Annotated in this window: 20 protein-coding genes and 1 pseudogene; 12 read left to right on the top strand and 9 right to left on the bottom strand. The window is 72.4% G+C overall.

The window, feature by feature from the left end; all coding sequences use genetic code 11:
• Positions 1 to 109: 109 nt before the first annotated feature.
• From ACFWGJ_RS00170 to ACFWGJ_RS00145, 6 genes and pseudogenes are all read left to right on the top strand, one after another.
• The gene (locus tag ACFWGJ_RS00170; protein ID WP_387319934.1) at positions 110 to 1,111 is read left to right on the top strand and encodes a fumarylacetoacetate hydrolase family protein; all 1,002 of its coding nucleotides are present in this window, start codon (positions 110 to 112) and stop codon (positions 1,109 to 1,111) included.
• Entirely contained in the window at positions 1,108 to 2,106 is a 999-nt protein-coding gene (locus tag ACFWGJ_RS00165; protein ID WP_387319933.1) for a cyclase family protein, read from the top strand. The genes ACFWGJ_RS00170 and ACFWGJ_RS00165 overlap by 4 nt, the downstream gene beginning before the upstream one ends.
• Before the next feature lie 47 nt (positions 2,107 to 2,153).
• Positions 2,154 to 3,314 carry an FAD-dependent oxidoreductase gene (locus tag ACFWGJ_RS00160; RefSeq protein WP_387319932.1) on the top strand — a complete coding sequence of 387 codons (1,161 nt, stop codon included), beginning with the start codon at positions 2,154 to 2,156 and terminating at the stop codon, positions 3,312 to 3,314.
• Positions 3,311 to 4,339 (top strand): amidohydrolase family protein, encoded by a 1,029-nt coding sequence (locus ACFWGJ_RS00155; RefSeq protein WP_387319931.1) that lies wholly within the window; start codon positions 3,311 to 3,313, stop codon positions 4,337 to 4,339. Before ACFWGJ_RS00160 ends, ACFWGJ_RS00155 begins: the two co-directional genes overlap by 4 nt.
• 4 nt (positions 4,340 to 4,343) lie before the next feature.
• On the top strand, positions 4,344 to 5,282 hold the full coding sequence (locus ACFWGJ_RS00150) for a VOC family protein (protein WP_387319930.1): 939 nt from the start codon (positions 4,344 to 4,346) through the stop codon (positions 5,280 to 5,282).
• A 27-nt stretch (positions 5,283 to 5,309) separates the two neighbouring features.
• Positions 5,310 to 6,278, top strand: a pseudogene (locus tag ACFWGJ_RS00145) (fumarylacetoacetate hydrolase family protein); the annotation flags it as partial.
• On the opposite strand, the gene ACFWGJ_RS00140 reads toward ACFWGJ_RS00145, so the two are convergent.
• On the bottom strand, positions 6,270 to 6,731 hold the full coding sequence (locus ACFWGJ_RS00140; RefSeq protein ID WP_387319979.1) for a DUF6069 family protein: 462 nt from the start codon (positions 6,729 to 6,731) through the stop codon (positions 6,270 to 6,272). The pseudogene ACFWGJ_RS00145 and the gene ACFWGJ_RS00140 sit on opposite strands and share 9 nt — an antisense overlap.
• Before the next feature lie 151 nt (positions 6,732 to 6,882).
• Positions 6,883 to 8,676, bottom strand: a complete 1,794-nt coding sequence (locus ACFWGJ_RS00135; protein ID WP_387319929.1) for an FAD-binding dehydrogenase — start codon at positions 8,674 to 8,676, stop codon at positions 6,883 to 6,885.
• Between the two features lie 256 nt (positions 8,677 to 8,932).
• Between ACFWGJ_RS00135 and ACFWGJ_RS00130 the strand changes: the two genes are divergently transcribed.
• Entirely contained in the window at positions 8,933 to 10,102 is a 1,170-nt protein-coding gene (locus ACFWGJ_RS00130; RefSeq protein WP_387319928.1) for a PucR family transcriptional regulator, read from the top strand.
• 9 nt (positions 10,103 to 10,111) lie between these two features.
• On the opposite strand, the gene ACFWGJ_RS00125 is transcribed toward ACFWGJ_RS00130, so the two are convergent.
• The 3 genes from ACFWGJ_RS00125 to ACFWGJ_RS00115 all read right to left on the bottom strand — a co-directional run bounded on the left by ACFWGJ_RS00125 (position 10,112) and on the right by ACFWGJ_RS00115 (position 13,241).
• Positions 10,112 to 11,746, bottom strand: coding sequence for a phytoene desaturase family protein (locus tag ACFWGJ_RS00125; protein WP_387319927.1), 1,635 nt, complete (start codon positions 11,744 to 11,746; stop codon positions 10,112 to 10,114).
• A 43-nt stretch (positions 11,747 to 11,789) separates the two neighbouring features.
• A complete protein-coding gene (locus ACFWGJ_RS00120; protein WP_387319926.1) occupies positions 11,790 to 12,266 on the bottom strand; it encodes an SRPBCC family protein in 477 nt (158 codons plus the stop codon).
• Positions 12,267 to 12,335: 69 nt separating this feature from the next.
• The gene (locus ACFWGJ_RS00115; protein ID WP_387319925.1) at positions 12,336 to 13,241 is read right to left on the bottom strand and encodes an SDR family oxidoreductase; all 906 of its coding nucleotides are present in this window, start codon (positions 13,239 to 13,241) and stop codon (positions 12,336 to 12,338) included.
• A 413-nt stretch (positions 13,242 to 13,654) separates the two neighbouring features.
• Here ACFWGJ_RS00115 and ACFWGJ_RS00110 point away from each other — a divergent pair, with 413 nt between their 5' ends.
• A complete protein-coding gene (locus ACFWGJ_RS00110) occupies positions 13,655 to 15,043 on the top strand; it encodes a glycoside hydrolase family 43 protein (RefSeq protein ID WP_387319924.1) in 1,389 nt (462 codons plus the stop codon).
• Positions 15,044 to 15,104: 61 nt separating this feature from the next.
• A complete protein-coding gene (locus ACFWGJ_RS00105) occupies positions 15,105 to 15,497 on the top strand; it encodes a molybdopterin-binding protein (RefSeq protein ID WP_387319923.1) in 393 nt (130 codons plus the stop codon).
• A 66-nt stretch (positions 15,498 to 15,563) separates the two neighbouring features.
• On the opposite strand, the gene ACFWGJ_RS00100 is transcribed toward ACFWGJ_RS00105, so the two are convergent.
• From ACFWGJ_RS00100 to ACFWGJ_RS00085, 4 genes are all read right to left on the bottom strand, one after another.
• A complete protein-coding gene (locus tag ACFWGJ_RS00100; protein ID WP_387319922.1) occupies positions 15,564 to 16,724 on the bottom strand; it encodes an NAD-dependent formate dehydrogenase in 1,161 nt (386 codons plus the stop codon).
• A 105-nt stretch (positions 16,725 to 16,829) separates the two neighbouring features.
• Entirely contained in the window at positions 16,830 to 17,765 is a 936-nt protein-coding gene (locus tag ACFWGJ_RS00095; protein ID WP_387319921.1) for a LysR substrate-binding domain-containing protein, read from the bottom strand.
• 75 nt (positions 17,766 to 17,840) lie between these two features.
• Entirely contained in the window at positions 17,841 to 19,139 is a 1,299-nt protein-coding gene (locus ACFWGJ_RS00090) for a methyltransferase domain-containing protein (protein WP_387319920.1), read from the bottom strand.
• Positions 19,136 to 19,612: a molybdopterin-dependent oxidoreductase gene (locus ACFWGJ_RS00085; protein ID WP_387319919.1), complete on the bottom strand. Its 477-nt coding sequence runs from the start codon at positions 19,610 to 19,612 to the stop codon at positions 19,136 to 19,138. Before ACFWGJ_RS00085 ends, ACFWGJ_RS00090 begins: the two co-directional genes overlap by 4 nt.
• A gap of 352 nt (positions 19,613 to 19,964) precedes the next feature.
• Here ACFWGJ_RS00085 and modA point away from each other — a divergent pair, with 352 nt between their 5' ends.
• The 3 genes from modA to ACFWGJ_RS00070 are packed head-to-tail and all read left to right on the top strand — an operon-like array spanning position 19,965 to position 22,803.
• Positions 19,965 to 20,819 (top strand): molybdate ABC transporter substrate-binding protein, encoded by an 855-nt coding sequence (gene modA / locus ACFWGJ_RS00080; protein WP_387319918.1) that lies wholly within the window; start codon positions 19,965 to 19,967, stop codon positions 20,817 to 20,819.
• Positions 20,816 to 21,688 carry a molybdate ABC transporter permease subunit gene (gene modB / locus ACFWGJ_RS00075; RefSeq protein ID WP_387319917.1) on the top strand — a complete coding sequence of 291 codons (873 nt, stop codon included), beginning with the start codon at positions 20,816 to 20,818 and terminating at the stop codon, positions 21,686 to 21,688. Before modA ends, modB begins: the two co-directional genes overlap by 4 nt.
• Positions 21,685 to 22,803: an ABC transporter ATP-binding protein gene (locus ACFWGJ_RS00070; protein ID WP_387319916.1), complete on the top strand. Its 1,119-nt coding sequence runs from the start codon at positions 21,685 to 21,687 to the stop codon at positions 22,801 to 22,803. The genes modB and ACFWGJ_RS00070 overlap by 4 nt, the downstream gene beginning before the upstream one ends.
• The last annotated feature ends 143 nt before the right edge of the window (positions 22,804 to 22,946 follow it).

Below are 22,946 nucleotides of genomic sequence, written 5' to 3'. Positions count from 1 at the left end.
CGGCGCTGACCAGGGAGAAATAAACGGCGTGGATGCTTGTCATCCACACAATCTATTTCCCTGATCGCGGGTGGCAGGTCCAGATTGGTCCCACCGCAATCAGGAGGACATGTCCGTGAAACCCGAAGCCGCGTCCGCACCCTTCGCCGGACGTTTCGCCCTCGCCACGCTCTCGCACCCCGACGGGCCGCCCTTCCCCGCCCTCGTCACGGCGGACGCCCAGGTGCTCGACCTGAGAAGCGCCTTCGGCGACGAGCGCCTGACCGTCCGCGCTCTCCTGGAGGACTGGGACAGGGCGCTGGAGCGGCTGTCGGCGCTGGCCGACCAGGGGGGTCCGAGGAGCGGGCCGCTCGCGGACTTCCGGGTGCACGCGCCGGTCGAGCCGCGTCAGGTGTTCCAGTCCGGCGCCAACTACCGGCAGCACGTCATCGACCTGCATGTCGCGCACCGCGATCCGGCCGACGAGCGGCCGGAGGAGGAGCGGCGCGCCGAGGCCGCCGAGATCATGGACCGCCGGGCGATAGAGGACCTGCCGTACGTCTTCATCGGGCTGCCGAGCGCGATCACGGGCCCGTACGACGAGGTCGTGCTGCCCTCGTGGGCCGAGAAACCGGACTGGGAGCTGGAGTTGGCCGCCGTGATCGGCCGGCCCGCCCATCAGGTGTCGGTCGAGGAGGCGCTGGACCATGTCGCCGGGTACACGATCGCCAACGACCTCACCGACCGGGCCACCGTCTTCCGCCGGGACATGCCGCAGATCGGTACCGACTGGCTGCGCAGCAAGAACGCGCCCGGCTTCACCCCGCTCGGACCCTGGCTCGTGCCCGCCGCGTCCGTCGCGGACCCCGGCGATCTGCGTCTGGTGCTCAGGCTGAACGGCGAGACCATGCAGGACGAGTCCACCGGGGACATGCTCTTCGACGTCGCCCGGATGGTGTCCTACGCCTCCCGGACCGCCGAACTCCTGCCCGGAGATCTGGTGTTGACCGGTTCCCCGGCGGGCAACGGCATGCATCACGGACGGCTGCTGCGCGACGGCGACGTCATGGACGGCTCCATCACCGGTCTCGGCGCCCAGCGCACCCGTTGTGTCGCGGAGGCGGCCCGGTGAACCTGGACCCGACCGACCCGGAGGGCACGATCGCGCGGGCGGCCAAGGCGTACTCCAACTGGGGCCGTTGGGGTGCGGACGACGTGCTCGGCACCCTGAACCACCTCGACGAGGCCAAGCGCCGCGAGGGTGCCGCGCTGGTGCGCAGGGGTGTCAGCTTCTCGCTCTCCCAGCGCTTCGACATGAACGGCCCGCAGAAGGGCTGGCGGCGGCGCACCAATCCCGTGCACACCATGCTGGACACCGGCACCGACGCCGCGCTCGGCAACCAGGGCTTCCCGCACGGCATCGGCGGCGCCGACGACGTGATCGCCATGCCGCTGCAGTGCTCCACGCAGTGGGACGGGCTCGGGCACATCTTCGACCACGGCAAGGCGTGGAACGGGCGCCCGGCGGAGCGGGTCGTCACCTCCGACGGCGATCTGGTGACCGGCATCGAGCACATGGCGTCGCAGGTCGCCGGACGCGGCGTGCTCCTGGACGTCGGCCGCGCGGACGGCGTGGGCGGCACGGATGGGGTGGCCGGGACGGCCGGTGCGGTCGGCGAGCTGCCCGACGGGTTCGCCGTCACCGAGGCCCACCTGGTGGCGACCGCCGAGGCCCAGGGGGTCGTGATCGGCCGCGGCGACATCGTGCTCGTACGCACCGGGCAGCTCGCCCGGGCCCGCCGCGACGGCTGGGGCGACTACGCCGGCGGTCCCGCGCCCGGCCTGTCCTTCACCACGGCCGGCTGGCTGCACGGCAGTGAGATCGCGGCGCTCGCCACCGACACCTGGGGCTTCGAGGTACGGCCCAACGAGTTCGCGCACGCCTTCCAGCCGCTGCACCAGGTGGCCATCCCGCACATCGGCCTGCTGATCGGCGAGATGTGGGACCTGGACGCACTCGCGCGGGACTGCGCGGCCGACGGCGTGTACGAGTTCTGGCTCACCGCCGCGCCGCTGCCCATCACCGGCGCGGTCGGCTCCCCCGTGAACCCGATCGCCGTCAAGTAGCCCGTCACATAGCACGTCACGTGGCAACAGGAACGAGGGAGTTCCCCATGAGCACACCCCATAAGGTCCTGGTGATCGGCGGTGGCGCGGCCGGCAGCGCAGTGACGGTCCTGCTGCGCCGCGCCGGCCTCGCGGTGGACCTGGTCGAGGCCAGGAGCGACTGGAACGCCACCGCCGGTTCCGGTATCACCCTCCAGGGCAACGCCCTGCGCGTACTGCGCGAGTTGGGCGTCTGGGACGAGGTGGAGGCGTCCGGTTTCGGTTTCGGTTCGGTCGGTATCACCGCCCCCGACGGCACCGTGCTGCATGTGCAGGAGGACCTGCGGACCGGTGGCGACGATCTGCCCGCCACCGTCGGTATGCAGCGCCCCCGCCTCCAGCGGATCCTGATCGCGGCCGTGCGCGCCAGTGGCGCCTCGGTCCGCCTGGGCACCACCGCCGAGATCCTGGACCAGGACGCGGAGGGCGTCTCCGTCCGCGTCGGCGCAAGCTCGGACGGAGGCTCCGAAGCGCGGGAGGACACCGAGGAGCGCTACGACCTGGTGATCGCCGCCGACGGCCTGGGATCCGCGACCCGCGCCGCGATCGGCATCGCCGACAAGCCCGAGCCGACCGGCATGGCCATCTGGCGGATCGCCGCCCCGCGCCCGGCCGGGCTGACCCGCACCGACCTCGCGTACGGCGGTCCTGCCTACATCGCCGGTTACTGCCCCACCGGCGACAGCACCCTGTACGCCTATGTCGTCGAGGCCAACCGCGACCGTGCCTCGATTCCGGCCGGGTCGCACGCCGACGAGATGCGGCGTCTGGCCCGCGCGTACGGCGGCTTCTGGCCGGAGATCACCGAGCACATCACCGACCCGGCGCAGGTCAACTACACCTGGTTCGACAGGCTGTTGGTCGAGGGTTCCTGGCACCGCGGCCGGGTCGTGCTGATCGGAGACGCGGCGCACTGCTGTCCGCCCACCCTTGCGCAGGGCGCCGCGCTGTCCCTGGAGGACGCGTGGGTGCTCGCCCAGATGCTCACCGGGTCCGACCCGTGGGGCGACACGCTCCTCCAGGCGTACTACGAGCGGCGGATCGCCCGGGTCCGCCCGGTCGTGGAGGCCTCCGTGCAGCTCGGGCAGTGGCAGCTGGACGGGGTCCGTGACGCCGACGTGCCCGGTCTGATGACCCGCACGATGACCATGCTCAGGGAGCTGCCGTGACCGCACACCCACACCCACACGACCAAGCCCCTGCACCCACCGTCGACGTCCACGCCCACGTCCTGATCCCGGAGATAGAGGCACTGGTCGAAGGGGCGCCGGGGCTCGCCGAGGCGCGAAGGCTGGACGCCCGCCGCAACGGTCCCGCCGCCCTCGCGGTCAGCGGGCCCATGGTGCGCGACCGCCTGCCCCGGCTGACCGACCCGGCCGTGCGGCTGGCCGCCATGGACGCCCAGGGCGTGGACGTCCAGCTGGTCAGCCCTTCCCCGTCGCACTACCACTACTGGGCGGACGAGGAGACGGCCGAGAAGGTGTACCGGACGGCCAACGAGGCCACGGCCGCGCACTGTTCGGCCGCGCCGGACCGGCTGCGCGGCCTCGGGCTCGTCCCCCTCCAGCACCCGGCCCGGACGGTCGAAGCCCTCGACCACGCCCTCGCGCAGGGCCTGGCCGGGGTGGAGATCTCCAGCCACGCGCCCGGCCGGGAGCTGTCCGACCCGGCGTACGAGCCGTTCTGGTCCCGGGCCGAGGAGAGGGGCGCGGTCGTCTTCCTGCATCCCTTCGGGTGCACGCTCGACGAGCGCCTCGACCAGTGGTACCTGTCGAACACCGTCGGCCAGCCCACCGAGAACGCGGTCGCCCTCTCCCACCTCATCTTCTCCGGCGTCCTGGACCGCCATCCCGGTCTCAAGGTGCTGGCGGCCCACGGCGGCGGCTATCTGCCCACGCACATCGGCCGCTCCGACCACGCGTGGTCGACCCGTTCCGACGCCGGTGCCTCATGCGCCCGGCCGCCCAGCAGCTATCTGCGGCGCCTGTACTTCGACTCACTCGTCCACGACCCGTACAGCCTGCGGGAGTTGGTGCGGGTCGCCGGCGCCGACCGGGTGCTGCTCGGCTCCGACTTCCCCTTCGACATGGGCACCGAGGACCCGGTCGGCGCCCTGCGCGCGGCCGAACTCCCCGATGCCGACTTCGACGCCGTCCGCGGCGGCAACGCCGAAGCTCTCCTGAGGAAGGACTGACACCATGAGCGCACGCCTGCTCACCCATCTGCGGCACGTCGACCTCGCCGTGCCGGACTACGACAAGCAGCTCGACTTCTACGCCGGCGTCTGGGGCCTGACCAAGGTCGCCGAGGACTCCGGCATCTCCTTCCTGGCCGCCGAGGGCTCCCCGGAGCAGTACGTCGTGCGGCTGCGCAGGGCCGGGGAGAAGCGCCTCGACCTCGTGTCCTACGGGGCCGCGAGCCCGGCGGACGTCGACACCCTCGCCGAACAACTTCTCGCTGGAGACGTGCAGTTGATCTCCCGGCCGGACAAGGTCGACACCCCCGGCGGTGGCTACGGCTTCCGCTTCTTCGACATCGACGGCCGCACCATCGAAGTGTCCGCGGACGTGGCGGTGCGCAGGCACCGCAGGATCGAGGAGAAGGAGGCCATCCCGGTCAAGCTGTCGCACGTGGTCCTCAACTCCCCCGACCTCGACCGCACCCGGCAGTGGTACGAGCGCCACCTCGGCTTCCAGCTCTCCGACACGCTCAGCTCGCCGCACATGGGCGAGGTCATGCACTTCATGCGGATCAGCAGCCGGCACCATTCGATGGCGCTGGCCAAGGGCCCGCACACCGCCCTGCACCACGTCTCCTTCGAGATGCGCGGCCTCGACGAGTACATGCGCGGCTCGGGCCGTGTCATGCGCGCCGGCTTCCGGAAGATCTGGGGTCCGGGACGGCACATGGCGGGCGACAACACCTTCACGTACTTCCTCGACCCGCACGGCAACACCGTCGAGTACACGACGGAGTTGGAGGAACTGGACGAGGACACCTGGCATCCGCACGTCTACGACTTCTCGCAGCCCGAGGTCACCGACCAGTGGGGCACCGCCAACCCCATGAACGAACTGGTCGCCAAGGAGTCCTTCAACGAACCCGACCGCGGTGTGTTCATCGCCCCGCCGGTCTGATCCGCCCGGCCCGCCAGGAGAGCCCGCATGCGCTTCGCCACGTACGTCCACCGCCACCGCACCCAGGTCGCCGTGCCGGCGGCGGACGGCACCCTGCACCCCCTGCCCGCCGTCCGCTCCCTGACCGACCTGCTCGGCGCGACGGACGGTCTGCCCGGACTGCTGGAGGCGGGGGCCTCGGCTCTCGGCGGGCCGCCGGGGCCGCACGTCTCCGAGGTACGGCTGCTGCCGCCGCTGCGGCCCGCGTCGGTACGGGACTTCGTCACGTTCGAGGAACACGTCGAGGGCGTACGCCGTGCCGTGGACGGTGCCTCCGGCGTGCCCGGGCAGTGGTACGCGGCGCCGACCTTCTACTTCTCCAACCCGCACGCGATCTACGGCCCGGACCAGGACGTACCCGTGCCGCCCGGGTCGGCCGCCCTGGACTTCGAACTCGAAGTGGGCGCCGTCATCGGGCGGGAGGGCCGGGACCTCACACCCGAGCGGGCCCGCGACCACATCGTCGGCTACACCGTCTTCAACGACTGGTCGGCCCGCGACCTGCAGTCGGCGGAGATGAAGGTCGGACTGGGACCCTGCAAGGGCAAGGACACCGCGACCACGCTGGGCCCGTACCTCGTCACCGCCGACGAACTGGAGCCGCACCGGGACGCCGACGGGTTCCTGCGACTGGCCCTGACGGCCGAGGTCAACGGCCGGACGGTCGGCCGGGACCTGCTGTCCCACATGAGCTGGACCTTCGAGGAGATGACCGCGTACGCCTCCCGCGGCACCCGGGTCGTACCGGGTGACGTCCTCGGCTCCGGCACCTGCGGCAACGGCGGCTGCCTGGCCGAACTGTGGGGCCTGCGCGGCGAGCAGGACCCACCGCCGCTGAAACCCGGAGACACGGTCGCCCTCACGGTCGAGGGCCTCGGCACGCTCACCAACACCGTCGTCCCGGGAGTGGAGCCCGTCCCCATTCCACCGGCGCGGCGGCGGCGCCGGTCAGACCCGCCCACGGGCGAGCCGCCCCGCGATCAGCGGAATGATGACGGCCGCGGCCACCACATGGGACACGGCCAGGACGATCTGCGTGGACAGGGCGGTGTGCGGGGCGACGGCCGGGCCCGCCAGGGACAGCGCGGTCAGGGCGACGGTGATCACCACGAAGGTGCGCGCGGGCCGCCCGGCCCAGCGGGCGAGAGCCATCGCCAGGACGACCCCGACGACCGACCAGAAGAGCACACCCCCGGCGAAGCCGCCCACCGGGATCTCGGCGGCCTCCGTGGCTCCCGGGCTGGCCGCCTCCATGGGTACGCCGGCGCCGCGGGCGACGAGGGCGAAGGCCTCGGTCACCACGGCCCCGGCGAACACCGCGAGGGCCCCGACCTGCCACAGGGGACGCGTGCCGAGGGAGTGGGCTACGGACTGGGCGACGGACTGGTTCCGGGACGCGGTGATGCTCATGGCAGAGTCTCCTGTCGGCGATTCCTGGGTGGTTGGCCTTTCATGGAGTAAGACCGGGGCCAGGCCAGGAACTGAGCGGTCACCGGACACTTTTTTCAGACCGTACCGGGGCCGGCGCCGGGCCGGGCCGCGGCCGGGTCGGGCCCCGGGCTCAGGTCCCGGTCGCCGCCGCGGCGGCCCGCCCCGCCGCCCGCCCGGAGAACAGGCACCCGCCCAGGAACGTGCCCTCAAGGGACCGGTATCCGTGGACACCGCCCCCGCCGAACCCCGAGACCTCCCCGGCCGCGTACAGACCGGGCACCGGCGTACCGGCCGCGTTCAGGACCCGGCCGGAAAGGTCCGTCTGGAGGCCGCCGAGGGTCTTGCGGGTGAGGACGTTGAGGCGAACGGCGATCAACGGGCCCGCACTTGAGTCCAGGATCTTGTGCGCCGCCGCCGTGCGGCTGAGGCTGTCCCCGGGATAGGACAGGGCGTTGCGGATGCCCATGACCTGGAGGTCCTTGGTGTACGGGTTGTCCATCTCCCGGTCGCGCGCCTCGATCTGGCGCTGCAGGTCGGCCAGGTCGATGAGTCCGTCGCCGGTCAGTTTGTTCATGCCGCGGACCAGTTCGGACAGGGTCGTGGCGACGATGAAGTCCACGCCGTTCTTCTTGAACTTCTCGATCGGCTCCGGTGTCTGCCAGATGCGCGAGAGCAGCTTCCAGACGTTCTTCTCGGTCAGGTCGGGGTTCTGCTCCGAGCCGGAGAGCGCGAACTCCTTGGCGATGATCTTCTGCGTGGTGACGAACCACGAGTAGTCGTAGCCGGAGGCGGTGATCGACTTCAGCGTGTGGAGGGTGTCGTAGCCGGGCATGTCGGGTGCGCTGAACCGCTTCCCGGTGGCGTCGAACCACATGGACGACGGGCCCGGCAGGATACGGATGCCGTGCCCCGGCCAGATGGGGTCGTAGTTCCTGAGGCCCTCGGTGTAGTGCCACATCCGGTCGGGGTTGACGATCCGGCCGCCCGCCTTCTCGGTGATCGCGAGCATCCGGCCGTCCACATGGGCCGGCACGCCGGTGATCATGTTCTTGGGCGGGGTGCCGAGGCGGGCCGGCCAGTTCTGGCGTACGAGGTCGTGGTTGGCGCCGATGCCGCCCGAGGTGACGATGACGACCGGGGCGCGCAGCTCGAACTCGCCGACCACCGTGCGGGAACTGGGCTTGCCGCGGGCGGCGTCGCTCGGCTCCAGAACGGCGCCCCGGACGCCGGTGACGGCCCCGTTGGTCGTCACGAGCCCGTCGACGCGGTGCCGGAACCTGAAGGTGACCTTCCCGTCCGCGACCGCCGCCCGCACCTTCTTCTCGAACGGTTCGACGACCGCGGGACCCGTGCCCCAGGTGACGTGGAAGCGCGGCACCGAGTTGCCGTGGCCGTCCGCGAGGCCGCCGCCGCGCTCCGCCCAGCCGACGATCGGGAACCACTGCACGCCCAGGCCCGCGAGCCAGGAGCGCTTCTCGCCGGACGCGAAGTCCACGTACGCCTCGGCCCACTTGTAGGCCCAGTAGTCCTGGCCCGTCTTGTCGGTGATGCCGCGGTCGAAGCCCGCGGTGCCCAGCCAGTCCTGCCAGGCCAGTTCCCGGGAGTCCTTGATGCCCATCAGCCGCTGTTCGTCGGAGTCGACGAAGAACAGGCCGCCGAAGGACCAGAACGCCTGGCCGCCGAGGTTGGTCGCCGGTTCCTGGTCGAGGAGCAGGACCCTGCGGCCCGCCGCGGCCAGTTCCGCCGTGGCGACCAGGCCGGCCAGTCCGCCTCCGACGACGATCGCGTCCGCGTCCGAGGCGGCGGCCGAGGCCGCGAAGGCAGGGGCTGTCGCCTGCGCGAGGGCGGTGGCGGCGAGCGCGCCGCCCGCCGCCGTCAGGGCACGGCGCCGGGTGATCGCGGCCAGGGCCGGTGAGTTCTCCATGGACTGCCTTCCGGAGGAGACTGAGGAGATGCGAGACGGGAAAGGCGATACGGGATACGGGGGATGTTCCTGGGACTGCCGCGCTGTTACCGTCGGTAGCCCACAGAAAACCAGGTCGTCACAGCGATGTGGTAGTGGCCGGACACCAACGTGCGGACGGCTTCGTTGTGGCCCGGCGACAGCGCGGACCGGCGACGGACGGACAGGGGACAGGCCGCGGAAGGATCGCGGACGGACCGCGGAGGGAGAATCGACCATGGCTGTCGTCCATGAGCGCGAACCGGTCACCGAGATCCTGCGGACGATGGCCGTCGACGACGACGTGTGCGGCGAACTCGTCCGCGCGGCCCGCGCCCACTCCCCCGAGGTCGCCCGGCTCACCGAGGCGGAGAGCCGCTCCCACGTCAGGGCCATGATCCGCGCCGCCGGTGAGTGGTTCGCCACCTTCGACGGGGTCGAGCAACAGGACTTCACGGCCGCCCTGTTACTGGGGGCCGACCGGGCGGGCCAGGGTGTCGCGATGACCGCGGTGCTGCGCGGGGTCCAGGCCGGACTGGCCCGCGCGCTGGAGATCACCGTGGAGCGCTGCCGGGCGGCGGGAGTGCCGGACGGCACGTTGCTGAGCGTCGTCCTGCGTCTCAACGAGTACGGCAACGCGATCGAACGCCATGTGATCAACGGCTACCGGGCCGCCGAGCGGGCCACCCCGCACGAGAGCGCCGAGGTCCGCACGAACGTACTGCGCAGACTGCTGGTCGGCGGAGTCGTACCGTCGCCCCTGGAGAGGGCCGGTGCCGGGATGCGGCCGGGCGGCGGACCGCACCACTGTGTCGTCGCGGACGCCGGCAACCCCGCGGCCGTACGCCTTCTCACGGACCGGCTCTCCGGCCTCGGCGCGGTGTCAGGACTGATCGAGGGACGCCTGGCAGGCCTGTGCCGACGGATGCCCGGCATCGGCGAGACGAGGGCGGCCCTGGTCGTGGTCTCACCGGCCGCTCCCCTGGAGGAGATCCGCCCGCTGTACCGGCTCTGCGTCCGCGCCGTGGACATCGGTGTACGGCAGGGGCGCCAGGGCCTGTACGAGCTGACCGACTTCGCCGCCGAGATCGCCCTCGCCGACCAGCCGCTCCTGGGCGCGCACCTGAGCGCACACCTCCTGGGCGCCCTCGACGAGTCGGACGCCTTCCACCGCCAACTCGCCGTCACCGCGCTGACGTTCCTCGACAACGGCAGACGGCTCGACCAGAGCGCGACGGCCTTGTTCACCCATCCCAACACCGTCCGCTACCGGCTCGGCCGCCTCCAGCAGATCACCGGGCACCCACTGACCGACCTCGCGTCCGGGCCGCTGGCCGAACCGCTGAGCACCCTGCACTGGTGGTGGGCCCTGACCACGTGGCTGCGACAGGACCCGGAGCCGCTGTGAACGCCGTCGTCAGCCGCCGAGTCCGGGCCTGCGGTCGCCCTTGCGGTCACGGCGGGCGAGCAGACGCTGGGCGCGGGTCAGGCCGTTCGGGAGGTTCCTGCGCAGCGCGGCCCGGGCCGCGTTGGAGCCGGGAGCCCCGTGCACCCCGCCTCCCGGATGCGCGGAGGCCGACGCCAGGTAGAGGCCCTTGACCGGCGTCTCCGGGCGCCCGGTGCCCGGGACGGGCCGGAACACCAGCTGCTGATGCAGGGCCGTGGTGCCGCCGTTGATGGCACCTCCGTGCAGATTGGCGTTCAGGGCCTGGAGGGTGGGCGGTGCCAGCACGCGCCGAGCCCGGATCAGGGAACGGAACCCGGGCGCGAAGCGCTCGACCTGCCGCTCGACCCGGTCGGCCATCAGCTCCTGCTCCTTCGTGTCCCAACTGCCGGTCAGCCCGTCGTCGCCCGCGTCGCCCTTGATGCGGTGCGGGACATGCGTGTACGCCCAGGCCGACTCCGTGCCCTCGGGCGACCGCGTGGGGTCGGCCGTCGTCATCTGCCCGAACAGCGCGAACGGCCGGTCCGGCACCTGCCCCATGGCGACCTGAGCCGCGAAGCGGGTCAGCTCGTCGACGCCGTCCGCCAGATGCACGGTTCCCGCGCCGACGGACTCGGGGGCCTGCCACGGCACGGAACCGTCGAGGGCCCAGTCGACCTTGAAGGTGGCGAAGTCCCACTGGAAGCGGCGCAGATCGGCCAGCACCTGCGGGGGCAGGTCGGCGCTGTCCACCAGGTCGCCGTACAGCGCGGGAGCGGACACGTCCGCGAGGACGGCCCGCGCGGCGGACACCGTCTCACCGCCGGCCGTGCGCACCGCCACGGCCCTGCCCTCCCGGACGACGACGCGGCTCACCCGCTCCCCGCACCGCAGGACCCCGCCGCGCTCCTGTAGCCGCCGGGTCAGCGCCCCGATGAGGGCGCCCGAACCGCCGACGGGTACGGGAAACCCGTACGTCTGGCCCAGCATCGACATCAGCCAGCCGAAGCCGCCGCTTCCCGCGGCCTCGGGGGCGAGGTCGGCGTGCAGCGCGTTGCCCGCCAGCAGCAGCCTGCCGCCCTCGCCGCGGAACTCCTCCTCGCCGAGCCGCCGTACCGGCAGCACCATCGACCGGGCCAGGCGCAGCCCGCCGGCGGTCCGCAGGCGCAGGGCGAGCCGGGCGCCCGCGCGCACCGGCGGGAAGGGGGTGAACAGCGCCTCCAGCACGTCGGGGCGCAGCCGCTCCCAGACCCGGTGCAGTTCGCGCCAGGCGTCGCCGTCGCCGTCGGCGAAGACGTCCAGGGACGCGGCGGTGTCGTCGAGGTCGCGTCCGAGCACGGCGCAGCGGCCGTCGGACAGCGGGTGGGCCAGTACGCGGGGCGCATGGCTCCACCGCAGCCCGTACCGCTCCAGGTGCAGTCCGGACAGGACCGGGGAGGCCGCGGCGAGGGGGTAGAACGAGCTGAAGAGGTCGTTCGTGAAGTCGGGGTCGACCCCGTGGTCGTGCCGGACCCCGCCCCCCGGCTCGTCCTGTTCCTCCAGGACCTCGACGCTCCAGCCCTCGTCGGCCAGGAGGTTGGCTGCGACGAGCCCGTTGGGCCCGGCTCCGATGACTACCGCGTCCGGCATGACCGCCTCCCGTCCCGCCGCCGTGCCGCACGTACGAGGCCGGTCATGCCGGCCTCGGCTCCGTACGGGCGCGCCGGGACTCGCGCGCCCCGTCGCCCTCGCACACGTCGGCCAGCCGCTTGAGCATGGCCCGGTGCCGTAGCTGGATGATCCCCTCCACGGCCGCGTTGTGCAGGGTGCCGCCGGCCCCCTGCAGCGGATGCTCGTCGATGATCACCAGCGTGTACTCGCCCCAGGGCCGCAGTTCGATGGCGACGCGGGCCGTGCCGAGCGGGCCGGCGATCGCCTCCAGCTCCAGCTCGTGCTCCTCGACGCACGCGCGGACGACCGACTCGTTGCGCAGGGTCCAGAGCCCGACCTTCACCTCGTAGCCGATCGCGGAGTGCACCTGCGGCCACTGGCCGCGCACGGGGTACGAGGACGCCGTCCCCACGACCCAGTCCGCGTACCGGGTGCCGTCGGCCAGCACGGACCACACCTCGCGCGGGCTCTTCTTGATGAGCCTGTGGCGTACGGCCACCTCTGCCTCCCTCGTGTCGCACCCGTCGATAGCGGAGTGATCGGTGCCGGGTCCCCCGGCAGCGGGAGTTCAACCGGCCGGTGACCTGCCACTGCCGGTGCCGCCGGGACTGCCGGGGCCGTCGGCCCGGCCGCCGGCGCCGAGCAGGCCCGTGGGCAGGAACGGCTCCCGGGCCGCCAGCCGGGGCAGTGCCCGGCGCGACACCCGCAGCACGACCGGTGGCAGCGCCACCCGGCCCAGCTGGGCGGCGACCAGCCAGCCGGGCACGTACACCGCGGTGCGGCGGCGCTCGACGGCCCGCGCCAGCCGGGCCGCGACGTGCTCAGCCGGATAGACGCGGCGGGCCGGGGGCGGCATGTGGCCGCGCAGTTCGCGCAGCACGGCGTGCCGGTCGGCGTCGCGGATCATGTCGGTGTCGGTCCAGTTGAGGTAGGCGATACCCACCGCGACACCCTCGTGCGCGACCTCGGCCCGCAGGGAGTGGGCGAAGGCCTCCACACCTGCCTTCGAGGCGCAGTACGCGCTCATCATCGGCGACGCGCCGATCGAGGCCAGGGAGGCGACCTGGAGGTAGTAGCCCGCCGTGTCCACCAGGTCCGGCAGGAAGGCGCGCGCGGTGATCGCGCTGCCGGTGAGGTTGACGTCAATCACCCTGCGCCAGGACGCCGCGTCCGACTCGGCGAAGGGGCCGCCCTCGGCGATGCCCGCGTTGGCGATCACTACGGAGGGCTTGCCGAGGGTCGCGCGCACGCCGCGGGCCGCGTCGGCCATCCCGGCGTCGTCGGTGATGTCGACCTCCCAGGTGGCGGCCGGGGTGGGCAGTTCGGCCGCCAGGGCCTCCAGGGCCGGTTTCTCGTGGCCCAGGAGGGCGAGGTGGGCGCCCCGGTGGGCCAGGTTCCGGGCCAGGGCGGCGCCGAGGCCGCGGGCGGCGCCGGTCACCACCGCCGTGCGGCCGCGCAGCGGGTCGTGTTTCACGGGGCTCCCTTCGTGGCGGGCTCAGGCCGTCCCCGAGCTGACGGGGGTACTTCCCGGTGACGGCCGGACCCGGATGCGGGTCGATGCCACCCGCTTCCATCCGACCACGAGTCGGTGTGCGCCGCCCGCCGTCGGGTCGTGCGCCGGGTGCGGGCCGATGGGGGCCGGCCGCGCCCACACGGCGGAGCCGCACATGTCACAGCCCCGCGCCCCTTACGGGGCCCGCCCGTGGAGCAGTCGCGGCCTGGACGGGGGCACGGCGGTATCAGGGAACTCAGGGGTCTCGTCAGAGTCATTGACGTGCATCGTGGGGGACTCTAATTTCTGATCGATCTCCCGAACCGCGTTCGAAATACCGACCCACGGCATCCGCCGGGGCCCTTCGTCACGCCCGCACCCGCTTGGAGACCACGATGAGCGCAAGACCCCAGCCGTCCCGGCGCCTCCTCCTCGGCATGGCCGCCGCCACTCCGCTGGCCGCGTCCGGCGTACTGACCCTCGGCGCCGGCACCGCCCACGCGGCGGACTCGGCGTACGTGATGTGCTACTTCACCGAGTCGACCAGCCTCGGCCTCGGGACCGACTACGGGCTGCATCTCGCCGTCAGCACCGACTCACTGAACTGGACGCCGCTCAACCAGAACAACCCCCTGGTCACCCCCACGGCGGGCGCCCTCGGTCTGCGCGACCCGTTCCTCCTGCGCAAGCAGGACGGCACCTTCGTCGTCATCGCCACCGACCTCAAGGGCACCGACTGGAGCTACAACAGCCAGTACATCCACGTCTGGGACTCCGCCGACCTGCGCACCTTCACCGGTTACCGCCGCCTCAAGCTGCACGACATGACCACGCACAGCTGGGCACCCGAGGCGTTCTGGGACGCCGGCCGGGGTCAGTACGCGGTCATCTACTCCTCGGTCAACTCAAGCGGCCACAACGTCATCATGGTGAACTACACCGGTGACTTCGTGACCGCGTCGGCTCCGCAGGTGTTCTTCGACCCCGGGTACGACGTCATCGACGGTGACGTGGCCGTCGGCGTAAACGGCTACAACTACCTCTTCTTCAAGAAGAACCAGACGCTGGTGGCGGCGCGGTCCACCTCTCTCGACCCGGGCAGCTTCACGGAGTTCAGCGCCGGCGTCGCACACGGCGGCACGGAGGCCCCGACCGTCTTCAAGTCACTGACCAGCAGCACGTGGTACCTCTGGGGTGACACCTACACACCGAACGGGGTCTTCTACGCCTGGCAGTCCGGCAGCCTGGCCTCCGGCACCTGGACCGCGCTCGACCAGAGGACCTACACCCAGCCGGTCAACTCCAAGCACTGCGGCATAGCGACGATCACCACGGCCGAGTACAACAACCTGCTCGCCAAGTGGGGCGCACCGGCCTGGAACCGGCTCAAGTCGTACAACTACCCGGACCGCTACGTCCGCCACGCCAACTACGCCGCCCGCATCGACACCTACCCCTTCGACCTGTACACCGACTCCCAGTGGAAGCTCGTCCCCGGCCTGGCGGACAGCTCCGGGGTCTCCTTCCAGTCGGTGAACTACCCGACCCGCTATCTGCGGCACTACAACTACGCGCTCCAACTCGACGTCAACGACGGCACGTCGACGTTCGCGGGCGACGCGACCTTCTCCCGTACGGCGGGTCTCGCCGACTCCTCCTGGGCGTCGTTCCGCTCGTACAACAACCCCACCCGCTACATCCGGCACGCGAACTACGTGCTGCGCATCGATCCCATCTCCACGGCCACGGAGCGGCAGGACGCGACGTTCCGCGTCGGGTACTGACCCCCGACGGCTCGCACACCGCTCGCGTACGGCCCGCCGGTGATCGCCTATCTTGGCGCGTATGCAGTCATACACGATCGGCCAGGCGGCGCGTCTGCTCGGGGTCAGCCCGGACACGGCGCGGCGCTGGGCGGACGCGGGCCGGATGGTCACGCACCGGGACGAGGGCGGACGGCGCCTCATCGACGGCAAGGACCTGGCCGCCTTCTCCGTCGAGCTCGCCAAGGGCGACGGCGAGGAGGACGCCTCGTACACCTCCGTCCGTAACGCCTTTCCCGGGATCGTCACGGCGGTGAAGCTCGGTGACGTGGCCGCCCAGGTGGAGATCCAGGCCGGACCGCACCGGCTGGTGTCGCTGCTGACACGGGAGGCGGTGGAGGAGCTGGGCCTTGAGGTCGGGGTGGAGGCCACCGCCCGGGTCAAGTCGACGAACGTACATATCGACCGGGCCTGAGAGCGGCACGAGGGCCGCGGGGTGGCCTCCAGCGGTCCAGCGGTTACGCGCCGCCCCGGCGGCCGGTCACGTGGTGACCGAGTACGAGTGGGCGCCCGTACCCGCCAGTGCGCCCGCGTCCACGATCAGGTACTCGTCACGGATCGGACGCCCGGCGAGCCAGGACTCCAGGATCTCGCGGGTGCCCGCCGCATAGCGGGCCTGCGCGGAGAGCGAGGAGCCGGAGATGTGCGGGGTCATGCCGTGGTGCGGCATGGTGCGCCAGGGGTGGTCGGCGGGGGCGGGCTGCGGGTACCAGACGTCGCCCGCGTACCCCGCGAGCCGGCCGCTGCGCAGGGCCCGGTCGACGGCGTCCCGGTCGGCGATCTTCGCCCGTGCCGTGTTGATGAGGTACGCGCCGCGCTTCATCCGGCCCAGCAGTTCGTCGCCGAAGAGCCCTTCCGTCTCCGGGTGCAGCGGCGCGTTGATCGTGACGACGTCGCAGTGCGGGACCATGTCGGCGGCCGACGGATGAAAGGTCAGGCCCAGCTCGCGTTCGACGGCCTCGGGGAGGCGGTGGCGGTCGGTGTAGTGCAGTTTCACGTCGAAGGGCGCGAGGCGGCGCAGGACGGCAAGGCCGATGCGTCCGGCGGCGACCGTGCCGACGTGCATGCCCTCCAGGTCGTAGGAGCGGGCCACGCAGTCCGCGATGTGCCAGCCGCCGTCGAGCACGACCTGATGGGACGGCAGGTAGTTGCGCACCAGGGACAGCGTCATCATCACCACGTGCTCGGCGACGCTGATGCTGTTGGAGTACGTGACCTCGGCGACCGTCACCCCGTGCGCGACCGCCGCATCCAGGTCGACGTGGTCGGAGCCGATGCCGGCCGTGATGGCGAGCTTGAGGTTCCGGGCGGCGGCGATGCGTTCCGGGGTCAGGTAGGCCGGCCAGAACGGCTGGGAGATCACCACGTCCGCGTCGGGCAGCTCCCGGTCGAAGACCGACCCGGCGCCCTCCTTGTCGGAGGTGACGACGAGGGTGTGCCCCGCCTTCTCCAGGAAGGTGCGCAGGCCCAGCTCGCCGGAGACACTGCCGAGGAGGTGACCCGGCGTGAAGTCGACGGCCTCGGGAGTGGGCGTGGTCTGCCCGCCGGGGTACCGGTCGATCGCGGGGAGGTCGTCACGGGCGTACGTGGTCGGGTATCCGTCGGTGGGGTCGTCGTACAGCACACAGAGCACCTTGGCCATGATCACGGCTCCTCAACTGCGTTGACTGCGGGTGCAGTTCACGATCCATGCAGCTGATTGCCCTGGTCAAAGCGATTCTCGCTATGTCCGTATAGCCGACGGCTATCAGTGGCCGTGACCGTCGAGGTACGTCCGCAGCAGTACGTCCAGCGCCTCCCGTACGCCGGCCCGGCGCGCCTCCGCCAGCAGAGCCCCGGCGAGTACGGACGGCGGGTCGTCGGGGCCGGTCACCAGGCCCACCCGCGGCCCGTGCGCCGGCCCGTCCAGCGGGACCACCCGCATGCCGTCCGGTACGCCGAACATGTGCAGCCAGGCGTGCGAGATCACGCTCGACCAGCGACCGCCGGGGAGGTGCGCGTAGAGGCCGGCGACGCTGTCCGACTCGATCGCCGGGGCGGCGGTGGCCCCGTCGGCGGCGAAGCACTCGTCGATGATGCGGCGGTTGCGCATACGGGAGTTGAGCAGGCACAGCGGGAGCGCGGCGGCGGCCGACCAACTCGCCGTCGCAGCGCTCCCGAGCGGTCCTGCGACCGGGGTCAGCAGCATGTACCGCTCCTCGTACAGCGGAAGCCGCCGCACCCCGCGCAAGGAGTCGTCGTCGAGGTAGGTCATGGCCGCGTCCAGCTCGAACTCGGCGAGACCGTGGGTGATGTCGGCCGAGGACAGCGACTCGATGCTCACCCGCGCCCGGGGGTGGCGGTCGCAGAACGGGGTGGTCAGGAGGGAGGCGGCGGGCAGCGCGGTGGGGACCACGCCCAGGCGCAGGGTGCCGGACAGTCCGTCGCCCAGGGCGGACAGCTCCTGGCGGAGGGCGTCGCCCTCGGCGAGGATGCGGTGCGCCCAGGCCAGCACCACCTCGCCCTCCGGGGTGAGGCCCTCGTAGCGCCGGCCGCGTCGCACGATCGGCACCTTCAGTTCGTGTTCGAGACGGCGGATCGCCGCGGACAGCGAGGGCTGGGAGACATGGCAGGACGCCGCCGCGCGGACGAAGTGGCGCTCCCGGGCGAGGGCGACCAGGTACTCCAGCTGGCGCAGTTGCACGCGTGACCTCCCAGGGGCGCCGGGCCCTCGCCCTCCGGGCCTCGGCACGGAGACATGGGCGTCGGCCGGTGCGGGTCAGTCCGTACGGCGCACGGCCCGTGCCAGGAAATGGTGGGCCGCGTCCTCGTAACAGTCCAGATCCCAGCCCGCCGTGTGCAGCGCCGGGCTCAGATTCTCCTCGGCCAGCAGGTCGTCGGGATCCAGGGCGCGGCCGTGGCGGGCGGCCCGTTCGGCGCGGCCGGAGGGGTGGAAGAGCAGGAGGACACCGTCGGGCGCGGTCACCCGGGCCCATTCGTGCAGGGCGCTCGTGGGATCGGGGACGTGGTCGACGAGGCCCGCGCTGAAGATGCCGTCCAACGACCGGGCGGGCAGTGGGAGTCGACACGCGTCGGCCAGCAGAAGCCCGGTGCGTCCCTTCCCGGCGGCTGCGGTGAGCATCGCCGGGGTGAGGTCCGCGCCGAGCACGACTCCCTCGGCGCCGACCTCGGCGCGCAGGGCGGGCAGGGCACGGCCGCTGCCGCAGCCCACGTCCAGTGCGCGCTGTCCGGGGCGCAGCCGCATGCGCGCGACGGCCGCGGTGTAGCGGGGGCCGTCGACGGCGAAGCGCTCCTCCCACGCGGCTGCCCGGGGGGTGAAGAAGGCGCGGGTCGTGGTCGCCGTCGCCCGGGACGCGGCCAGGGTGGCGAAGCGTTCGAAGACGGTGTCCCGGTGCGGGGCCAGTGCCGCCAGTTCGGCGGGAGCGGCGTCCTGGAGGTCGGGGGCGGTGGCCGCCTCTCCTGGGAAGGCCGTCGCGAAGGCGTCGACCGCCTCCTTGTCCACCTCCAGGTGGAACTGCGTCCCCCAGGCCGAGCGGCCGATCCGGAAGGCCTGGACGGGGTAGCGGTCGCAGGACGCGAGCAGGGTCGCGCCGGGCGGGAGGTCCATGGTGTCGTCGTGCCGGTGCAGCACGCGCAGGCGCTCGGGCACTTCGGCGAACAGCGGATCGGCGGTCGCGGCCGGAGCCGTCCGCACCTCGCCCCAGCCGATCTGCCGGCTCGCGCCGGGCCGGGCCGTGCCGCCCGCCGCCACGGCCAGCAGCTGCGCGCCGAGACACACGCCGAGCACGGGCACTTCCGCGTCCAGCGCGGCCCGCAGCAGGGACAGCTCGGCCGCGCGGGTCAAAAAGGCCGGGGAGTCGTCGTACGCGGCCATGGGGCCACCCATGACGACCAGCGCGGCCAGTCCCGCGGGTGACCCGGGTACCGGGTCCCCGGCCCAGGTCCGGCACACGCGCACCGGCAGTCCCGCCGCGGCGAGCGCGGTGCCGAGGGCGTACGGGCCCTCGTGGGGCAGGTGCTGGACGACCAGGACGCCCGTAGGTTCGACCCAGCTCACTGGAGATAGCCGCCGTCCACGCGGATCGCGCTGATGCCGCTGATGTGCCGGGCGCCGCAGCGGTCCTGAGGCAGCACCAGCTGCGGTCCCGGGCCGTCGAGCGGGCTGTCGTCGACGGTGGCCGCGAGCAGGACGGGGGCGCGGCCGAAGTCGGGGTCGATCTCCGCCCAGGACAGCAGCGCGTGGTGGCCGTCCCGGCCGGACACCGCGATCAGGAAACGCAGGCGTTCCTTGCGGCGCGCGGGGTCGAAGCCGGGGCCCGCCGCCATGAGCACGTCGTGCAGCAGGGGTCCGGTGAACCGGTGCCGCTGGATGCCGCTGGTCGCGCACTCGAAGCTGACCTCGGTCTCGTGCTGCGGCCAGGCGAGCAGGTCGGACACCGTCAGCCGGGCCGGCCGGGTCAGATCACCGCTGAGGGCGAGCTCCGCCACCGGGCCGGCGGCCGTACCGGCGGCTGCGAGGGACTGACTCACGGGGTACCACCTCCCGGATGACCGTACCCGGACGCACACCCCGTGCAAACGCACATGCCATCCCACCCGATCCCTGGTCCCGCTGGTGCAAAGCGACAAGAGACTTTGACCTTGCATCTGCGGCAGTATCATCTACGCGTGCACACCTACTGTTCCCGGGCAGGCCCGACGCTCTGACGTGCGGGCCGGTGGGACCCGGTGGGAGCCGGCCAGGGGCAAAAGCCGGGGCGCAGCCCCGCTCTTGAGGGGCGCGGGGAACCGCGCGAACGGTCCGCCAGGACCACAGATGGCAGAAGGTCCGCCAGGACCACAGATGATGGGGTCCGTGAGGACCAGAGGGAGTGGACCCGTAATGACCAGCACCGCGCGCCGGACCCGCAGGACCCGCAGGACCCGTCGGACCCTTCAGGTGGCCGGCGCGGGCGCCGCAGCCCTGCTGGCGCTGAGCGCCTGCTCGTCGTCCGACGACGACGCGTCCGACTCCTCGTCGGCGAAGTCGGACGCGTCAGCGTCCTCCTCCGCGGACAAGCTGTCCGGCACGGTGACCGTGTTCGCCGCCGCCTCCCTCAAGGAGAGCTTCACGACGCTGGGCAAGCAGTTCGAGAAGGAGCACCCGGGCACGAAGGTCACCTTCAGCTTCGGCGGCAGCGACTCGCTGGCCGCGAGCATCACGGGCGGCGCTCCGGCGGACGTGTTCGCGTCCGCCAGCCCCAAGACGATGAAGATCGTCACCGACGCCGGGGACGCGTCGGGGACGCCCGCCACCTTCGTGCGCAACGAGCTGGAGATCGCCACCCTGCCGGGCAACCCCGACAAGATCGCCTCCCTGAAGGACCTCACCAAGTCGGACCTGAAGGTCGTGCTGTGCGACAAGGAGGTGCCCTGTGGCGCCGCCGCCGAGAAGGCCCTGGACGCCAGCAAGCTGAAGCTCACCCCCGTCTCGTACGAGCAGGACGTCAAGGCCGCGCTGACGAAGGTCGAGCTGAAGGAGGCCGACGCGGCGGTCGTCTACAAGACCGATGTGCACGCGGCGGGTGACAAGGTGGAGGGCGTGGAGTTCCCCGAGTCCGACGACGCCATCAACGACTACCCGATCGTCCCCCTCAAGGACGCGCAGAACACCGCGGGCGCCGAGGCGTTCATCGCGCTGGTGCAGTCCGCCGAGGGCCAGAAGGTCCTGACCGAGGCCGGGTTCCTCAAGCCGTGACGTCCCCTGTCGACAAGTCCGGTGCCGCGGCCGACACCCTCCGGGGCGGGCCGCGGCGCCGGCGCGTCCGGACGGGCGAGGGCACCGGCGGCCGGGGCGTGCCCCTGCCGCTGCTGGTGCCCGCGCTGATCGGCCTGGCGTTCCTGATCGTCCCGCTGATCGCCCTGCTCGTACGCGCCCCCTGGCGGAGCCTGCCGGACCTGCTGACCAGCGCCGAGGTGTGGCAGGCGCTCCGGCTGTCCCTGGTCTGCGCCACGGCGGCGACCGCGGTGAGCCTGGTCATCGGCGTGCCGCTGGCCTGGCTGCTGGCCCGTGTCGAGTTCCCCGGCCGCGGTCTCGTACGGGCCCTGGTCACGCTGCCGCTCGTGCTGCCGCCGGTCGTCGGCGGTGTGGCCCTGCTGATGGCGCTCGGCCGCAACGGCATCGTCGGCAAGTGGCTGGACTCCTCGTTCGGGATCACGCTCCCCTTCACCACCACCGGGGTCGTCATCGCCGAGGCGTTCGTCGCGATGCCGTTCCTCGTGATCAGTGTCGAGGGCACGCTCCGCGCCGCCGACCCGCGCTACGAGGAGGCCGCCGCCACGCTCGGCGCCTCCCGCTTCACCGCGTTCCGCCGGGTCACACTCCCGTTGATCGCGCCCGGTATCGCGGCGGGCGCTGTCCTGGCGTGGGCGCGGGCGCTCGGCGAGTTCGGCGCGACGATCACCTTCGCGGGCAACTTCCCGGGCCGTACGCAGACCATGCCGCTGTCCGTGTATCTGGCCCTGCAGAGCGACCCGGAGGCCGCCATCGCCCTCAGTCTGGTCCTGCTGGCCGTGTCCGTCGCGGTGCTGGCGGGCCTGCGCGACCGTTGGATGACAGCAGGATGACCGAACCCCGTTACGCCTCCGACGCCGCCGACGCCACCCCGGACGTACGCGCCGACACCTCCGACACGGGCCTCGGGGCGGGCCTCGACGCGCATCTCGTCGTCGAGCGCGGCACCTTCCGTCTCGATGTGGCGCTGCGCGTCGCACCCGGCGAGGTCGTCGCCCTGCTCGGCCCGAACGGCGCCGGCAAGACCACCGCACTGCGGGCCCTGGCCGGCCTGACCCCGCTCACCGGCGGCCGGCTGCGGCTGGACGGCACGGCGCTGGAGCGTACGCCGCCGGAGTCCCGCCCGGTCGGCGTCGTCTTCCAGGACTATCTGCTCTTCCCCCACCTGACCGCTCTGGACAACGTGGCCTTCGGACCGCGCTGCCAGGGCGCGAGCAAGGCCGAGGCACGTGCGCAGGCCGCCGAGTGGCTCGGCCGGCTGGGACTCGCCGAGCATGTCGGCGCCAAACCGCGCCGGCTCTCCGGTGGACAGGCCCAGCGGGTCGCGCTGGCCCGCGCGCTCGCCACCCGCCCCCGGCTGCTCCTGCTCGACGAGCCGCTGGCCGCGCTGGACGCCCGGACCCGGCTGGAGGTACGGGCCCAGCTGCGCCGTCACCTCGCCGAGTTCGAGGCGGTCGCCGTGCTCGTCACGCACGATCCGCTGGACGCCATGGTGCTGGCCGACCGGCTGGTCGTGGTGGAGGACGGCCGGGTAGTCCAGGAGGGCGCCCCGTCCGACATCGCCCGCCGTCCCCGTACGGACTACATCGCCCAGCTGGTCGGTCTGAACCTCTACCGGGGCGAGGCCGACGGGCACGCGGTCCAGCTCGACGCGGGTCCGTCCATCACCACCACGGAGGCCCTGCGCGGCCCGGTCTTCGTGGCGTTCCCGCCCAGCTCGGTCACCCTCCACCGCGACCGCCCGTCCGGGGTCAGCGCCCGCAACCTGTGGGCCTGCGAGGTCGCGGGGCTTGAGACCCACGGCGACCAGATCCGCGCCGACCTCACCGGCGAACTGCCGCTCGCCGCGGACCTGACCACGGCCGCCGCCGCCGAACTCGACCTGCATCCGGGTGCGGCGGTCTGGGCCGCCGTGAAGGCCACGCAGACCCACGCGTATCCGGTCTGAACGGCCTGCGCGGGCCGCTCCCCGGCATCGGGTGGGGCGCGCGGGCGACCTCCCGCATCGGATGGGGTGTGCGGGCCGCTCGGCGCGGCCGGTCCACGGGGGAGCCTGAACCGTCACGCGGTCAGGCCCGATTACGGTGGCCC

The sequence above is a fragment of the Streptomyces sp. NPDC060205 genome (assembly GCF_042728395.1).
In the GTDB taxonomy this organism is placed as follows: Bacteria; Actinomycetota; Actinomycetes; order Streptomycetales; family Streptomycetaceae; genus Streptomyces.
The sequence above is the reverse complement of the archived record's forward strand: the minus strand, read 5'-3'. Positions and strand labels throughout refer to the sequence as shown.

Bases quoted from the DNA above. Each gene is read 5' to 3' on its own strand.
- ACFWGJ_RS00170 (WP_387319934.1), top strand. From the start codon at position 110: ATGTCCGTGAAACCCGAAGCCGCGTCCGCACCCTTCGCCGGACGTTTC.
- ACFWGJ_RS00160 (WP_387319932.1), top strand. From the start codon at position 2,154: ATGAGCACACCCCATAAGGTCCTGGTGATCGGCGGTGGCGCGGCCGGC.
- ACFWGJ_RS00150 (WP_387319930.1), top strand. From the start codon at position 4,344: ATGAGCGCACGCCTGCTCACCCATCTGCGGCACGTCGACCTCGCCGTG.
- ACFWGJ_RS00140 (WP_387319979.1), bottom strand. From the start codon at position 6,731: ATGAGCATCACCGCGTCCCGGAACCAGTCCGTCGCCCAGTCCGTAGCC.
- ACFWGJ_RS00135 (WP_387319929.1), bottom strand. From the start codon at position 8,676: ATGGAGAACTCACCGGCCCTGGCCGCGATCACCCGGCGCCGTGCCCTG.
- ACFWGJ_RS00130 (WP_387319928.1), top strand. From the start codon at position 8,933: ATGGCTGTCGTCCATGAGCGCGAACCGGTCACCGAGATCCTGCGGACG.
- ACFWGJ_RS00125 (WP_387319927.1), bottom strand. From the start codon at position 11,746: ATGCCGGACGCGGTAGTCATCGGAGCCGGGCCCAACGGGCTCGTCGCA.
- ACFWGJ_RS00110 (WP_387319924.1), top strand. From the start codon at position 13,655: ATGAGCGCAAGACCCCAGCCGTCCCGGCGCCTCCTCCTCGGCATGGCC.
- ACFWGJ_RS00105 (WP_387319923.1), top strand. From the start codon at position 15,105: ATGCAGTCATACACGATCGGCCAGGCGGCGCGTCTGCTCGGGGTCAGC.
- ACFWGJ_RS00100 (WP_387319922.1), bottom strand. From the start codon at position 16,724: ATGGCCAAGGTGCTCTGTGTGCTGTACGACGACCCCACCGACGGATAC.
- modA (WP_387319918.1), top strand. From the start codon at position 19,965: ATGACCAGCACCGCGCGCCGGACCCGCAGGACCCGCAGGACCCGTCGG.
- ACFWGJ_RS00070 (WP_387319916.1), top strand. From the start codon at position 21,685: ATGACCGAACCCCGTTACGCCTCCGACGCCGCCGACGCCACCCCGGAC.